At 46.3% G+C, this 14,687-nt stretch carries 15 protein-coding genes; 2 read left to right on the top strand and 13 right to left on the bottom strand.

What is annotated here, in order from left to right; translation table 11 throughout:
* Nucleotides 1-65: 65 nt before the first annotated feature.
* Together iolD and iolE are read right to left on the bottom strand one after the other, a co-directional pair.
* Nucleotides 66-1,937, bottom strand: a complete 1,872-nt coding sequence (gene iolD, locus MSG36_RS08680) for a 3D-(3,5/4)-trihydroxycyclohexane-1,2-dione acylhydrolase (decyclizing) (protein WP_050633232.1) — start codon at nt 1,935-1,937, stop codon at nt 66-68.
* 114 nt (nt 1,938-2,051) lie between these two features.
* On the bottom strand, nt 2,052-2,945 hold the full coding sequence (iolE, locus tag MSG36_RS08685; protein WP_048612816.1) for a myo-inosose-2 dehydratase: 894 nt from the start codon (nt 2,943-2,945) through the stop codon (nt 2,052-2,054).
* A gap of 557 nt (nt 2,946-3,502) precedes the next feature.
* Here iolE and MSG36_RS08690 point away from each other — a divergent pair.
* Both MSG36_RS08690 and MSG36_RS08695 read left to right on the top strand, forming a co-directional pair.
* Nucleotides 3,503-4,945 (top strand): sugar porter family MFS transporter, encoded by a 1,443-nt coding sequence (locus MSG36_RS08690; protein ID WP_048612815.1) that lies wholly within the window; start codon nt 3,503-3,505, stop codon nt 4,943-4,945.
* A gap of 67 nt (nt 4,946-5,012) precedes the next feature.
* Nucleotides 5,013-5,900 (top strand): LysR family transcriptional regulator, encoded by an 888-nt coding sequence (locus MSG36_RS08695; protein WP_050633234.1) that lies wholly within the window; start codon nt 5,013-5,015, stop codon nt 5,898-5,900.
* Nucleotides 5,901-6,009: 109 nt separating this feature from the next.
* Here MSG36_RS08695 and MSG36_RS08700 read toward each other — a convergent pair whose 3' ends face one another.
* The 11 genes from MSG36_RS08700 to phnF form a co-directional block, all read right to left on the bottom strand.
* Nucleotides 6,010-6,651: a DapH/DapD/GlmU-related protein gene (locus tag MSG36_RS08700; protein WP_248367288.1), complete on the bottom strand. Its 642-nt coding sequence runs from the start codon at nt 6,649-6,651 to the stop codon at nt 6,010-6,012.
* Nucleotides 6,648-7,415, bottom strand: a complete 768-nt coding sequence (gene phnP / locus MSG36_RS08705; protein ID WP_248367290.1) for a phosphonate metabolism protein PhnP — start codon at nt 7,413-7,415, stop codon at nt 6,648-6,650. Before phnP ends, MSG36_RS08700 begins: the two co-directional genes overlap by 4 nt.
* Entirely contained in the window at nt 7,412-8,068 is a 657-nt protein-coding gene (gene phnN / locus MSG36_RS08710) for a ribose 1,5-bisphosphokinase (RefSeq protein ID WP_248367293.1), read from the bottom strand. Before phnN ends, phnP begins: the two co-directional genes overlap by 4 nt.
* Before the next feature lie 3 nt (nt 8,069-8,071).
* The gene (gene phnM, locus MSG36_RS08715; protein ID WP_061038548.1) at nt 8,072-9,205 is read right to left on the bottom strand and encodes an alpha-D-ribose 1-methylphosphonate 5-triphosphate diphosphatase; all 1,134 of its coding nucleotides are present in this window, start codon (nt 9,203-9,205) and stop codon (nt 8,072-8,074) included.
* Between the two features lie 15 nt (nt 9,206-9,220).
* Nucleotides 9,221-9,946, bottom strand: coding sequence for a phosphonate C-P lyase system protein PhnL (phnL, locus tag MSG36_RS08720; RefSeq protein WP_048612810.1), 726 nt, complete (start codon nt 9,944-9,946; stop codon nt 9,221-9,223).
* Between the two features lie 10 nt (nt 9,947-9,956).
* The gene (phnK, locus tag MSG36_RS08725) at nt 9,957-10,784 is read right to left on the bottom strand and encodes a phosphonate C-P lyase system protein PhnK (protein WP_248367295.1); all 828 of its coding nucleotides are present in this window, start codon (nt 10,782-10,784) and stop codon (nt 9,957-9,959) included.
* A complete protein-coding gene (locus MSG36_RS08730; protein WP_086967494.1) occupies nt 10,781-11,701 on the bottom strand; it encodes an alpha-D-ribose 1-methylphosphonate 5-phosphate C-P-lyase PhnJ in 921 nt (306 codons plus the stop codon). Before MSG36_RS08730 ends, phnK begins: the two co-directional genes overlap by 4 nt.
* Nucleotides 11,698-12,804 carry a carbon-phosphorus lyase complex subunit PhnI gene (locus MSG36_RS08735; protein WP_248367297.1) on the bottom strand — a complete coding sequence of 369 codons (1,107 nt, stop codon included), beginning with the start codon at nt 12,802-12,804 and terminating at the stop codon, nt 11,698-11,700. Before MSG36_RS08735 ends, MSG36_RS08730 begins: the two co-directional genes overlap by 4 nt.
* Entirely contained in the window at nt 12,789-13,409 is a 621-nt protein-coding gene (gene phnH, locus MSG36_RS08740) for a phosphonate C-P lyase system protein PhnH (protein ID WP_086967490.1), read from the bottom strand. Before phnH ends, MSG36_RS08735 begins: the two co-directional genes overlap by 16 nt.
* Nucleotides 13,410-13,519: 110 nt before the next feature.
* Nucleotides 13,520-13,966, bottom strand: a complete 447-nt coding sequence (phnG, locus tag MSG36_RS08745) for a phosphonate C-P lyase system protein PhnG (RefSeq protein WP_086967488.1) — start codon at nt 13,964-13,966, stop codon at nt 13,520-13,522.
* On the bottom strand, nt 13,967-14,662 hold the full coding sequence (gene phnF / locus MSG36_RS08750; RefSeq protein ID WP_248367299.1) for a phosphonate metabolism transcriptional regulator PhnF: 696 nt from the start codon (nt 14,660-14,662) through the stop codon (nt 13,967-13,969).
* Nucleotides 14,663-14,687 lie beyond the last annotated feature (25 nt).

A 14,687-nucleotide genomic window follows, 5' to 3' on the forward strand; every position in this document is an offset into this window, starting at 1 on the left:
ATCGACTGATTGAGTGATGTATCAGTGGTTAAAGTTATTGTGATTTTAATTTTGGATATTCTTGATTAAACACCGCGACGCTGAGCCGCACGGCCCTCTTCCCAATCAGCGACTTTCTTTGCGGTCTCTTCGTTACGCGTAACCTCAGGAAGCCCCACTTCCCACCAGCAATCACATTTCGACCATGCCGCAGGAGATACTGGGTCAATGTCCACAACGATAACGTAGGTACGGTCAGCTTCTTTCGCTCTTGCAAATGCTGCATCAAAGTCGGTAATAGAGGTCAGTTTTTCGCTGATGGCACCTTGTGCTTCTGCATGCTTAGCAAAGTCAACACGAGCTAACTCTCCGTCTGGGCGGCGACAATCTTCCAGCAGGTTATTGAATGATTCATTACCCGTATTGTTTTGAAGCTTATTGATAACAGCGAAGCCACCATTGTCACAAACAACGACGATCATCTTGTGGCCAGTAAGAACCGACGAGTAAATATCTGAATTTTGAATAAGATACGAACCATCACCGACAAGCACCACAACATCATTATCTGGGTTGGCGATTTTCGCCCCCCAACCACCCGCGATCTCATACCCCATACACGAGTACCCAAAGTCGATATCAAATTTACCGATTTGGTAATTCTGCCAGTTCATGGACAGTTCAGCAGGCAATCCGCCAGCGGCAGTTAATACTGTGTCACCCTCTTCCATACTGCGGTTTAGCTTGCCAATCACTTCAGCATAAGAAGAGGTGCCTTCAAGCAATTCACCGGCTTGTGGGTGAGTACGACGTTGAACTAACGCTTTCCACTCATCGGCTTCTACTTTCGCTTTTGAAGACCACTCATCACCTGATCGCCAGTCAGCCAAAAGACCAGATAATTTCGTCATACTGGTTTTCGCATCACCAATAACGGGATGAGAGCGATGCTTAATCGCATCAAATTTGGCCACGTTAATACTAACTAGCTGCATTTCTGGATTTTTGAATACGCTCCAAGATCCCGTAGTGAAATCTTGTAAACGTGTACCAATCGCAAGTACGACATCAGCTTCGTTAGCCATATGGTTAGCAGAGTTAGAGCCAGTAACGCCGATAGGCCCAGCATTAAGTGGATTGTCTTGCAGCATGGTGGCACGGCCTGCAATAGTTTCGACAACAGGGATGTTATGCTTAGCTGCGAACGCGGCTAGTTCATCGGTTGCAAGTGAGTAGTGCACGCCGCCACCTGAAATAATCAAAGGCTTCTTCGCTTTAATTAAGATCTCTTTCGCTTCTTCTAGTACGACCATTTCCGGCTCAGGGCGACGGATACGATGACATTTCTCTTCGAAAAATATCTCTGGGAAATCGTAAGCAATACCTTGAACATCTTGCGGCAATCCAAGAAAAACAGGTCCACAAGTCGCAGGGTCAAGCATAGTATCTAGTGCTTGTGGAAGCGTATGCATCAATTGGGCAGGCGACAACACGCGATCCCAGTAACGAGTCAATGGTTTGAATGCGTCGTTAGAGGTCACCGATGGATCTTCAAAGTTTTCCGGCTGTTGCAAGACAGGATCTGGAAGACGGCTTACATAAGCATCACCAGAGATAAGTAATAATGGCAGGCGGTTTGTATGGGCAATACCCGCTGCAGTAACCATATTAGTGGCACCAGGGCCAATTGAGCTGGTCGCAATACCTATACGTTGACGCTTATTCGCTTTTGCATAAGCGATGGCAGCCGTAGCCATTGATTGCTCATTTTGACCACGCCACGTTGGGATTTTTTCTTCGATATTTTTTAGCTGTTGACCAAAACATGTCACATTACCGTGACCAAAAATGGCGAAAGCAGCACCAAATAATTGCTCTTCTTTTCCATCGACTACAATTTTCTGCGCTGCAAGATATTTAGCTAAGGCTTCAGCAACGGTTAGGCGTACAGTTTTCATCTTCTTCCTCGATCTTTCTGATACGTAATTGCCGAGTTACCTTGCCAACTACGTATTGTCCATGTGTCGACTCTGGCTTATTGGGGAGATAGCCCCTCAATAAGCCATTTGTTATTACAAGCCGTATTTATTTGCGTAACCCGTGATGTTCTCGTAAGCCGTTTTAGCAAACGTAAGTGGGTGTGCTTTAGCAGGATCTTGCTCCGCTTCTACCAGTAGCCAGCCTTCATAATTACGCGCTTTTAGTGCAGCAAACACGTCGTCATAATTCACATCACCAGTACCAGGAACAGTGAATACCCCATCAAGCACTGCGTTTAAAAATGATTTATCAGCATCACGAGCTGCGTTCATAACTTCAATACGAAGGTCTTTAAAATGCATATGACCGATACGATGACCCCAACGCTCAATAACATTGACAGGGTTGCCACCACCATAAGTAATGTGGCCTGTATCAAGTGTCAGATAAACAGAATCACCTGTAGCTTCCATCAAACGATTGATATCTTCTTCTGTCTCAACAATCGTTCCTACGTGATGGTGGAAGGAAAGCTTGATGTCATGTTTATTCAACAGATAATCAGCAACAGTAGTTAATTTTTCAGCGTAAGTTTTCCACTCTTCCTCAGTCAAAATCACGCGAGATGATAACGGCTTGCTGATGTCGCCATGCACTGTATTACTCACTTCGCCGTAAACCATCGCTTTGCAACCAGCAGCTTTAAGCAGCAAGATATGACCTTGCATTTCTGCAATTTCTTCTTCTGCAGTTGATGTCATCAAATTTCCGCTGAACCAACCAGATGCCAATACTAGGTTGTGATTTTTCAACAAAGGAATAAGAGTTTCCGGATCTCTCGGGTATTTAGTGCCTAGCTCGGTACCAGTAAAGCCAGACTCAGACATTTCACTCAAACATGTCTCCAACGGGATCTCACCACCCAGTTCTGGCATGTCATCGTTTGTCCAAGTTAAAGGGCTAATTCCGTATTGAACTTTGCTCATGGTCGTACTCCAAAATTTTTATATTTAATGTACTTAGGCCAATGAAATTTCAATTAGATCGTATCACTGCATCTGTTTGAAAATTTGACCATACAGGTTTGCTTCACTGAGATTCAATATAATCCAAACCAAACCAAATGAAAAATATTTTTCATTTTGAAAAATTAACTTTCCATTTTTCAAAATATATGGAAAAAGCTAGCATTGACGGGGGATTAAGAAAAAGAATGGCACAGATCACACTTAATTAATATTAATAAAAACAAGATGTTATACAAATACAATCATTTGAAAAATATTTTCCACACCTTGATCAGGTTAACATTATTGACCGAAGAGACATTAATTTAATAGCCGTAGTCATTCTGAGCTATTATGATTCTCAACGTCGCTAGAATGAAAAATATTTATCAAATCTATTTATTATTATTACTAAATTCATTGGCGAGTTATTAATTCGATACTCTAACCCTACATTCACCGAGTATCGAATAATCGCCCAGCACTAACTTATTTGATGGTTAAGAGAGTGTATGGACAATACAAAGGAGTATGTAATGTCACCTAATAATGGGACACAGTCTCACAAACATAATATCGCTTACATAGTTAGAATTTGTTGTATCGCCGCGCTAGGGGGGATCCTACTCGGCTACGATACTGCCGTAATATCCGGAGCAATTGGGCCAATCAGAGATCACTTTGGTTTAACACCCGCTCAAACGGGTTGGGCAGTATCTAGCGTAGTTTTAGGAAGTATTATCGGAGCTGTATCCGCAGGAACCGTTGCCCTCAAATACGGTCGTCGAAGTGCACTCTTTTTGTCTGCTGTATTGTTTATCATCTCCGCCATCGGTTCCGCTATCGCACCTACATTTACCATCTATGTGTTACTCAGAATCATCGGCGGTGTGGCAGTTGGTATCGCTTGTGTGGTGTCCCCAATGTACATGTCTGAGGTTGCACCAAAAGATTTTCGCGGTCGAGCAGTCAGTATGTTTCAACAATCAGCGGTTATAGGCCAAACTGGTGTGTTCTACGTTAACTACCTAATTGCGAAAGGGATGTCTGAAGCCTGGTTGGTTGATGTTGGATGGCGTTGGATGCTCGCTTCTGAAGTATTGCCAGCGACACTGTTCGGCTGTCTATTAATCATGATTCCAGAATCCCCGCGCTGGCTAGTACTCAAGGGACAAATTGGTAAGGCAAAAGAAACACTCTCTCGAATTTCCAACCCAGAACATGCAGACAGAGTTATCCTCGAGATCCAAAAATCTTTAGTCCCTGCAAATGCATCAAAAAACAGTAAAATAAGCTTACGCTCTCCCCTTCTTTTTTCCATTCTTGTCATCGGTACATTTGTTGCGGCAGCTCAGCAACTTACTGGTATCAACGTCATTATGTATTACACACCAGAAATTCTAAAACCTATTGCGGGTGGTACCGAGAACGCGTTGTTCCAAACAACATTTGTAGGTGTGGTGTTCATTCTTGGTAACGGATTAGGTATGTACTTAATCGACAAAGTTGGTCGCCTACCGCTCATGAAATACGGAACTTTGGGCTGTGCACTCGGCATGACAATCGTCGGATATGTGCTCTATACCGGAACGGAAGGTTACGCAGCACTGTTTGCACTGTGTTTGTATGTAGTCGCTTATGCCACATCCTGGGGCTGTGCATGTTGGACGATGATCTCAGAAATCTTCCCAAACAGTATTCGTTCAAGAGCAATGGCTATCGCCGTGGGTGCACAATGGTTTACAGGATTTATTGTGACTCAAAGCTTCCCAATGCTTAACGAAAACCCATATCTGAAAGAAAACTTTAACGGCGCTTTCGCCTTTTGGGTATTCGCAGCGTTGTCCCTGATTTGTATGGTAGTCGTTGTTAAGTACGTTCCAGAGACGAAAGGAGTTGCCCTTGAAGACATGGAAAAAGTAATGGCTAAAAAATTAGGTAAAAAAGTTCCAAGCAAAACAGCAGAAGCAACGGTGTAAATAGTATTAAAGGCAGGCATTTTTAAACATTGCCTGCCTTTTCGTTGACTCGATCTAGGAGATTTTGATGTTAGATAAAATGGCATTTTTTATTTACGTTGTACGCACAGGGTCAATTTCAGCCGCAGCTCGCAAGCTCAACATATCAGTATCAGCAGGTAGCCGCTGGCTTCAGGAACTTGAGCAAAAATTTGGAATGCCACTGTATCGACGTAACAACCGCTTGTTAAAGCCCACCCCTGCGGGTCAAACCTTATTTGATGAGTTTTCAGTGCTCGTTGACCAATCTGAAACCATCATGCGTACCATGCAAGACTATCAAAAACACGATAAAGGTCATATTGATGTAATTTGCACCCCAGTTTACGCCAATCATTTTTTAATGAATCACATTAGCGAATATCTCAGCACTAACCCAGAGGTCACTTTTAATCTCAACATTTCACCATGGGCACTTGATCATGCCGCCGACAGTGATATTACGATCAGTGCGAACGCATCCTATCAAGGCTATCGAGAAAAAGACTTACACCTAGTTCGTCGTGAAATAATGCAGAGCCCCTTTGTCGTCGTCGCTTCTCCAGAATATCTTGCTAGAAACAATACCCCACAAAGCCCTTCTGAATTAAAAACTCATTTATGCCTGTTTGCAACGACACTCACCGGAAGTAATGACTGGGTATTCACTAAGGACAATGAGTGCCAGATAATTAAAATCCCTAAGTCGTTGGAAGTTAATGATAGTGATCTACTGCTTCAAGCCGCGCTTAACGGAACTGGTATCGCTTATCTACCGCAATTTTTGGTAGAAAATCACATCAATGACAAAACACTAGTGCCTATTTTTGAATGCTATGACACCAGTATTTGGAGCCTAAATATGTACTACCAACCAGCCACAACCGCATCCGCCGTTGCTATTCATTTTAAAGATTTCTTATTGGCGAAACATTGAGCATCAAAGAACTGATTACTTGAATCAATCAAAATTTTCACTTTCCATCGTAAACAAAAAGCAGCCACTTAGGCTGCTTTTTCGTTTTCAGATTTAAAGGGTATCGAGTTTAAGCTTGCTCAAAGTGACTCAAAAATTCGCCGCAATCTTTTTGGAAAAGTGGCAAAGCCTCCGCGAGCTTTTCATCGTCCCAATGCCACCACTCAAGGCTTTCTAACCGCTCGGCATAGCTAGGGTCGTCAAACCGAGGGCGCAGCACTTTGGCAGGGTTACCAACCACAATCGAGTATGGCGGTACGTCCTTGGTCACCACGCTACCCGCGCCAACGATCGAACCATTGCCAATCGTAATACCCGGAAGAACAATCACGCCGTGACCAATCCACACATCATGTCCAACATGCACTTTGTCTTCCTCACGCCACGAGAACACCTCATCGTCCAATGAAGTAGGGTCTTCACCTAGTTGATACTTGCCCGGACGATAAGTGAAATGATGCAACGTTGGACGCCACCACGGATGGTTGCTCGGGTTCAAGCGAACCGCCGCAGCAATCGATGTGAATTTACCTATCTCGGTAAACATCAGGTTACAGTCGTTTTGGATGTAGCTGTAGTCTCCGACTTGCACGTTATTTAGCACGCAACGGTCGGCGATTTCAATCCAACGCCCAAGTTCAACGTTGTGTAACTTACTACTTTCAGCAACGCTAGGTTCGCTGTTTAAGGTAGGGGAAAGAGGTTGACTCATAGGGTTATCTCCTCGCCATCGTTGAGAATGCGCAGTCGCTCTGAAAAGGCTTGTGGATGTTGTGCAGCCCAGCCAAGCATGTGGTGGCTGACGTGAATCAGGCCAAGATTTGTGGGGCGACAAGTTTCATCGATGTCTAAAATATGGTGGAAGTCGTTGTGGTTTAGGCTGGCTCGAGCTTGAGGGTCTTCAATTGGCGGGTAATTACAATCGGTAATTAACCAATCAACAGGAAACTCTTTCAGCCAACGCTCAGTTTGTTTTGGCAGCCCTACCGTGTCGGTTAAATAAGCCAAGCGCTTGCCATCAAATTCAAAGCAATAACCAAGACAAAGTTTAGAGTGATTGAGTGGCACAGGCGTGATGGTGATTCCCTGCCAATCAAATGATTTAAATGCTTGTGCTCGCAGGGAAAAGTCCAAGATACCTGGATGTTTATAAAGATCGTCGCAGCCAAGCGGGTCACCCGGTGAAATCACCGAGATCTTATCGCCAGCGCCCCAGCGAAGATCAAACAAACTATGGACATGATCCATGTGGTAATGGGTCAATAAGATCTTGTCTATCGAGCCCGCAGGAAAACGGCACATAAGATCAGGAACATTGGCATCCAACAGCAGAAACTTGCCATTATGTTCCAGGAACGCTGATGACTTTTCTCGTCTTAAACTTGGTTCTTCAAGGGCAGAAACACACACCGAACAATCACACCCATAAACCGGTACCATCGCACTGTTGGCTGTGCCTAACATGGTTAGCTTCATGCGACACCACCTATGGGTTCTGCGAGCCTTTCAGCTTGTTCTTTTAAACGGGCAAACTGCGCAATGCTCTGCTCAAGCGTGCCGCTATTATCAATACACAGCGTATTATTGAGAGCCGATGAGCCTGATGCTGAATCGATACAATAGTCTACCGCGCGTTGTAAGCGAAGGGCTATCTGCGCTTCACTCTCTCGTCCGCGAACTCGCAAGCGTGCTTCTAGCACCTCAGGGTTAACACTCACCACAACAGGGACTAATCGTTCGCCAAACAACTCTCTTGCCGCATCCAAATACGCACGTGAGCCATTAACCACGACACTCAAACCGGCATCCATCCACTGATACACTTCTTGGCCAATGCCGTAACTCATGCCGTGCGCTTGCCAACTCATCGCGAACATATTGCGTGAATAGCGAATGAAGAATTCATCATCACTGAGCTCTACGTGGTTTTCGCCACCAGCATCGGCCGCACGTGTGATGTAGCGATGAGCGACCACCAAGTCTTCAACAAATTGCTCTCGTAGCGCTGAGATAATTGAATCTTTCCCCGCCCCAGAAGGACCAATTACGTAATAAAGCTGACCCGGTTTGTCAGCTTTAGGGGCAGCGTTCACCACCCCATTCACATCAAATGAATGACCTTTAGACATGGATTAGAATACCTTCTTGCCTTCACGCCACACACGAGATACTAGCTGGTGATCATCCAAACGATGCGCTAATACCAGATCGGCACGCTTACCTTCCGCGATGACACCACGGTCAGTTAAGCCAAGAGCTTGTGCTGGGTTCAATGTCGCCAATTGCACCGCCTGTGCTACATCGAGGTTATTGCGCTCATCATTCACTAGCGTAAATACCGCGTCTAACAAGCTCACTGGGTAGTAATCAGAAGACAAAATATCTAACACGCCCAAAGATGCCAGTTCATGCGCTGCGACGTTGCCCGAGTGCGAACCGCCACGAATCACGTTTGGCGCACCCATCATTACCTTCAAGCCCAATTCATGAGAACGCTTTGCAGCTTCAACTGTGGTTGGAAACTCTGCGATGACCATGCCCAACTCTTTAGATTCCGTCACATGTGCGCTGGTTGCATCGTCATGGCTTGCGGTTGGAATATTCAAATCACGGCACTGACGGGTGATCTCATCACGATTCTGTTTCGACCAACGCTGTGACTGAGCAACTTGGTCTTTTTCGTAGGCCGCCATTTCGGCATCCGTCATGTTGTACTTGCCCTGATAGTAAGTACGGTACTTATCAATGTTCACAAATTGACGCTGACCCGGCGCGTGATCCATCAAGGACACCAACTGGACTTCTGGCATATTCACGTAACGCTCAAACAAGCCAACAGTAGTCGAGTGCGGCACTTCACAGCGCAAGTGGATGCGGTGCTCGGCACGGGTTAAACCACGTTTCTGGCTCTCGGCTACGGTATTAATAAACTGGTCGAGATTCTCTTGGCGATTGCCATCTCGATAGTCACCTAAAGCAACCGCATCAAGCACAGTAGTGATGCCTGATCCAATCAGCTGAGTATCATGAGCGCTCATCGCTGAAAGCGGTGGCCAGTTTACCTTTGGTCTTGGCGTGAAGTACTTCTCTAGATTGTCGGTATGCAGTTCAATCAAGCCCGGCATCAAGAAGCCATTTTCACCATCAAAGGCACCCGGAAGCTGGCTAGTAGAGTCAGACATGTTGGCAATCACGCCGTCTCGCAACTCAACCGAGCCACGTACAACTTCATTTTCAAGCACCAGATTTACGTTGGTAATAATCATTTGCGTCAGCTCCCTTTACGCACACGCTGTTGTGAGTTGTTTTGGTGAAATGTCTTTTTGTAGCTTCACGTCATACAGTCGGTCAGCGACCAAATCTCGCGTTGCTTCATCATGGAAGATACCGATGATTGCAGCGCCGCCTGCTTTGGCTTCTTCAATCAAACTCACGACTACCGCACTGTTGGTTGCATCAAGCGAAGCCGTTGGCTCATCAAGCAGTAGGATTGGGTAATCAACAATAAAACCACGTGCGATGTTTACACGCTGCTGTTCACCGCCTGAAAAGGTTGCAGGCGCTAAGTGCCACAAATGCTCAGGTACGTTTAAGCGAGTCAGCAGTAACTTAGCTCTCTCTTGTGCTTCTTGCGCGCAGCCACCCATTTCCAACATAGGTTGCATCACTACTTCCAGTGCACTGATACGTGGAATGACACGTAAGAACTGGCTCACCCAACCTATGGTGTGTTTACGTACGTTGATGATTTCTCTTGGTGTCGCTTTCGCAAGGTCGAGCATGCTGCCTTGGTGTACAACGTTAATTGAGCCAGAGTCCACTAGGTAGTTGGCATAAAGCGCACGTAACAGCGTTGATTTACCAGAACCTGAGTGACCGTGTAAAACCACACATTCACCACTGTCTACTGAGAAGTTAGCGCCTGTTAATACTGGCAGTTCAACGCCGTTTTGATTGTGCAGCACAAAGGTTTTGCTGACGTTGTTTACAGTTAATTTGGTATTCATGTCATCGTCCTTAATTCTGCAATACAGAAGAAACTAGCAGTTGTGTGTATGGATGTTGAGGATCATCAAGCACTTGATCAGTAAGGCCGCTTTCTACTACTTCACTGCGGCGCATCACCATGAGTCGATGGGCAAGCAAGCGAGCTACAGCAAGATCGTGGGTTACGATCACCACGGCCAGTTCAAGCTCTGTCACCAAGCGGCGAAGAAGATCGAGCAACTTAGCTTGTACCGATACATCCAAACCACCAGTCGGCTCATCCATAAAGATCAACTTAGGGTGAGTCACAAGGTTGCGAGCGATCTGTAATCGCTGTTGCATGCCGCCAGAGAAAGTCGTCGGCATGTCGTCCATTCGATCCGTTGGGATCTCAACATCACTGAGCCATTTCGCGGATTTCTCACGAATTTCGCCATAGTTACGTTCGCCTACGGCCATCAAGCGCTCACCAATGTTGCCGCCCGCCGATACTCGGCCGCGTAAGCCATCCATTGGGTGTTGGTGCACCACGCCCCACTCGGTACGCAGCAAGTGACGACGCTGGCTTTCTGCCATTTGGTATAAATCTTCCAGTTGTGAGATTTGCTTATCCGCGTCACCACGCAAGTAAATCACTTCACCGCTGTCTGGTGTTTGACGGCCAGAAAGCGACTTCAATAAGGTACTTTTACCCGACCCCGACTCACCCACAATGCCCAACACTTCTCCAGGGAAAAGGTCAAAAGATACGTTCTGAAAGCCCTTACCCGGCGCATAAAGCTTAGTGAGATTAGAGACAGACAACAGAGGCTGCTCTGACTGGTTCCATTCGTGTTTCATATTCGTCACAGCGTTCATGCGTTGTTCTCCTGTTGTTCGCGACAGTAATCCGTGTCTGAACACACGAACATATGTGAGCCTTGGTCATCCATAACGACTTCATCAAGGAAAGTATCCGTCGAACCACAAATCGCACATGGCTCGTCCCATTGTTGAATCTCAAATGGGTGATCTTCAAAATCTAGGCTTTGAACCTTGGTGTAAGGAGGAACGGCGTAAATACGCTTTTCACGACCCGCGCCAAACAATTGCAATGCGGCCATATTGTCCATTTTTGGATTATCGAATTTAGGAATTGGCGATGGATCCATGATGTAGCGATCGTTTACTCGCACTGGGTAAGCGTAAGCTGTTGAGATGTGGCCAAAACGAGCGATGTCTTCATACAGTTTGACGTGCATGATTCCGTACTCTTGCAGTGCATGCATTTTACGAGTCTCAGTTTCACGTGGTTCAATAAAGCGCAGCGGCTCTGGGATCGGCACCTGATACACCAAGATCTGATCTTCTTGAAGATCAACTTCAGGAATACGGTGGCGAGTCTGAATAATGCTCGCTTCCGTCGTTTTATCAGTCGTATTTGCACTGGCGATGGACTTGAAGAACTCACGAATCGACACGGCGTTTGTTGTGTCATCTGCACCTTGGTCGATCACTTTTAGCGTGTCAGGTTGGCCGATTATTGCAGCGGTGATCTGCACACCACCCGTTCCCCAACCGTAAGGCATAGGCATTTCGCGACCACCAAAAGGCACTTGATAACCCGGAATAGAAACCGCTTTAAGTAAAGCACGGCGAATCATGCGCTTGGTTTGCTCATCAAGGTAACCGTAGTTGTAACCCGTCGCACCTACTGGGCTCTGAGATGCTGTTTCTTCAGCATTGAATGGCGCTGAAGCGTTACCTACCGGTGCATTAAGCGTTGCTGTGTTCATGACTGCTCTCCTTGTTCGTCATTACCTGGCTGAGCCATCAATTCATCGTGCTCTTTATGCATTTTTCTCAGCAGTTCCAGTTCTGCTTGGAAATCGACGTAGTGAGGAAGTTTAAGGTGAGAGACAAAGCCTGCGGCTTCTACGTTGTCTGAGTGAGAAAGCACAAACTCTTCATCTTGAGCTGGGCCATCGACAGGCTCATCGTATTCTGCGCCTTGCAAAGAACGGTCAACCAATGCCATCGACATTGCTTTACGCTCAGTCGCACCAAATGTTAAGCCGTAGCCGCGAGTCAGTTTGGCTTTCTGTTGTTTATTACCAACAAAGCCATTGATCATCTGGCACTCTGTCAGTTCAATTTCACCAATATCGATACTGAAACCTAACTCTTCAGGCTCAATCGATAGCGTTGAAAAGCCCGTACGAATCTCGCCAGCGAATGGGTGATTACGACCATAGCCACGTTGGGTTGAATAGCTCAGTGCCAATAAGAAACCTTCATCGCCGCGCACCAAGTTTTGTAGGCGTGCGCTGCGGTTACATGGGTAGTTCACCGGATTCATGGTGATGTCTTCTGGTACTTGTTGGTCATCTTCTTCGGTCAACATCATGTTGAGGTTTTCGAGAATGCCCAGCACCTGAGGGCAAGGTTCAGAGTCAGTCACATCTTGCGTAGGGATCTGCGGCGTTTCACCTTCGGCAAGCAGGCTGAAATCTAATAAGCGGTGAGTGTAATCGTAGGTTGGGCCTAAGATCTGACCACCCGGTAAATCTTTATAGGTTGCTGAAATACGACGTTCAATTCGCATTGTATTGGTATCAACGGGTTGCGCAGTGATCAGGCGAGGTAACGTGGTGCGATAAGCACGCAACAAGAAGATAGCTTCAACCAAATCGCCAGCCGCTTGTTTGATGGCTAATGCCGCGAGTTGTTTGTCATAAATTCCGCCTTCCGTCATCACTCGGTCCACCGAACCTGACAGCTGCTCTTGAATCTGTTCAACGCTTAATTCTGGTAATTCAGGATTGCCGCGACGCTTCTTCGCTTGCAGTTGGTGCGCAAGACTAATGGCCTTTTCACCACCTTTTACAGCAACGTACATGTTGTCGCCTCCACTTTAGTTGTACGAGGCAAACACAGCACTTGCTGGTTCGCCACAAAGATAAAGTCGACACCTAATGGGAACTTCACCAATGATTGACGTTCTTTAAGGTGAGCAATAAAGCCCGCCGGCAATCCGCTAAAAAACGCAGCTTGTTCACTTTGAATACCCGGGCCACTCAGAGACAGTTCAGTTCCCGACGTTAAGCTATCAACCTCTATCACAACTGTTGTTGAGGTATCTGGGTACTCTTCGTTACCGAGATTGAATGTCAGTTCTGACCAATCAACACCCTGTAGATCTTGCGCCGAAATCGCAGCAAAGCTCGCTTGTTGAGTCTGTTCGACAATCGGTGCGCCAATGTGAAACTTGATGTTTTCAGTCACAGCGTGATCAGCTTTTAATGTCGAAGATAGCCAGATTGGCGTTGCATTGTCGGCCATGGAAAGTAGCGTTTGAGCGGCTGCACTCATCATTGAACCAAAGCCTTCGCAACGATTTAGTGTTACGACGGTACCGGGTTCAGACATCGCCTTGAGCAGCAATCGAAAGCACTGCTGGCTGTCATGAACTGCATCTTGAAATGCAGGAGAAATCATACTCATTGAATTCGTTCTAACCTGTTTAATTCGTTAATCTTATTCTTGAATGACCTGTGGTTCTTTTGCTTACCTGCGAAGCTGTTCTTCTCTATAAAGCAAGCTTCACCTCGAACCTAGTCTTCACCACGAACCATGGTAAAAAAGTCCACTTTGCTTGAAGCCACTTCTTGGCGACGTTGACTGTCTCGTTCGTGCTTCATCGCAGCCAACGGCTCAATCAGTTGCGCGTTAATCACCTCGGCTTGTTGCCCGTTTTGCATCAAGGCATCAACGACAGCAGCTAGCTCTGCATGAGGCTTACTTCGCCCCTGTAGGTAGCTGTAACCAAGTTCTCCACTTGTTAACTTGATGACTGCGCGAGTAATCGTGACATCCCCCATGTTGAACTGGCGGCCTGTTGAGCCCATACGCGCACGCACTTGCGCTAAACCAATCTCTGGTTGGCGAACCATTGCGTATTCTGCGTCTAGCCCTAATGCTTCCCAGCGCGTTTTCAATTCTGAGAACTGGCTCTGCGCAAGTACTGACATCCACTTTTGTCGCTCTTTCAAAGCTGTCATTTAGTGCTCCATTACTATTTCGGTTGCGTCGGCACGGGTATTGGAACTTGAAAATTCCGCTATCACTTGCGTGCCTTTGATTACGTTGGTGGTTTTAATTTTGAGTAGCGGTGTACTGGTGCTGATTTGCAATAAACGACACTCTTCATTGGTTGGGATTTTCGCGCCCACTCGAGTCTCTTTTCGCTCTAAATCAGTCTCCAAACCACGCTGAATAAATTGGTGCAATGAACCGTTGGTGAAGTTTTTGAGAATCGGCCACCACTCCAAGTTCGGTAGGTAGTGGTCGATGATGGTTCTCGGCGTATCTCCGGTTTTTCGCAGGGTACGGATATGAATAACCTTGCTCCCTTCTTCCACCTTCAAGTAACCCGCAATCTTGGGGGATACATTGATAAGGCGAGACTGAAGCACCTCACATCTTGGCATTGCGCCTTGCTCAATCAGGTTCTTGGTGAAATGTGCGCCCGAGTGAAGTCGATACTCACTTGGCTGACGAATCACCATGTTGCCTTTGCCTTGATGGCGTTGAATCAGGCCCGTTGACACCAGTTCATCGACTGCGCGGCGAAGCGTGTGACGATTCACAGCAAAGCGTTCAGCCAATTTGGATTCAGGTGGTAAGTAGTCACCCGGCACAAAGTGGTCTTTGACTTCCTTTTCCAGCTCTGAGGCAATATCTAAGTAAACGGGCATAAGGGTTTCCTTTCCTAAAATTCAA

The sequence above is a fragment of the Vibrio sp. 1CM8B genome (assembly GCF_023161685.1).
GTDB classification, from domain to species: Bacteria; Pseudomonadota; Gammaproteobacteria; order Enterobacterales; family Vibrionaceae; genus Vibrio; species Vibrio coralliirubri.

Excerpts from the sequence above, each read along its gene's own strand:
- MSG36_RS08735 (WP_248367297.1), bottom strand. The coding sequence starts at position 12,804 with ATGTACGTTGCTGTAAAAGGTGGTGAAAAGGCCATTAGTCTTGCGCAC.
- phnF (WP_248367299.1), bottom strand. The coding sequence starts at position 14,662 with ATGCCCGTTTACTTAGATATTGCCTCAGAGCTGGAAAAGGAAGTCAAA.
- phnK (WP_248367295.1), bottom strand. The coding sequence starts at position 10,784 with ATGAACGCTGTGACGAATATGAAACACGAATGGAACCAGTCAGAGCAG.
- phnL (WP_048612810.1), bottom strand. The coding sequence starts at position 9,946 with ATGAATACCAAATTAACTGTAAACAACGTCAGCAAAACCTTTGTGCTG.
- MSG36_RS08690 (WP_048612815.1), top strand. The coding sequence starts at position 3,503 with ATGTCACCTAATAATGGGACACAGTCTCACAAACATAATATCGCTTAC.
- phnP (WP_248367290.1), bottom strand. The coding sequence starts at position 7,415 with ATGAAGCTAACCATGTTAGGCACAGCCAACAGTGCGATGGTACCGGTT.
- phnM (WP_061038548.1), bottom strand. The coding sequence starts at position 9,205 with ATGATTATTACCAACGTAAATCTGGTGCTTGAAAATGAAGTTGTACGT.
- iolE (WP_048612816.1), bottom strand. The coding sequence starts at position 2,945 with ATGAGCAAAGTTCAATACGGAATTAGCCCTTTAACTTGGACAAACGAT.
- phnN (WP_248367293.1), bottom strand. The coding sequence starts at position 8,068 with ATGTCTAAAGGTCATTCATTTGATGTGAATGGGGTGGTGAACGCTGCC.
- phnH (WP_086967490.1), bottom strand. The coding sequence starts at position 13,409 with ATGAGTATGATTTCTCCTGCATTTCAAGATGCAGTTCATGACAGCCAG.
- MSG36_RS08695 (WP_050633234.1), top strand. The coding sequence starts at position 5,013 with ATGTTAGATAAAATGGCATTTTTTATTTACGTTGTACGCACAGGGTCA.
- MSG36_RS08700 (WP_248367288.1), bottom strand. The coding sequence starts at position 6,651 with ATGAGTCAACCTCTTTCCCCTACCTTAAACAGCGAACCTAGCGTTGCT.
- phnG (WP_086967488.1), bottom strand. The coding sequence starts at position 13,966 with ATGACAGCTTTGAAAGAGCGACAAAAGTGGATGTCAGTACTTGCGCAG.
- MSG36_RS08730 (WP_086967494.1), bottom strand. The coding sequence starts at position 11,701 with ATGAACACAGCAACGCTTAATGCACCGGTAGGTAACGCTTCAGCGCCA.
- iolD (WP_050633232.1), bottom strand. The coding sequence starts at position 1,937 with ATGAAAACTGTACGCCTAACCGTTGCTGAAGCCTTAGCTAAATATCTT.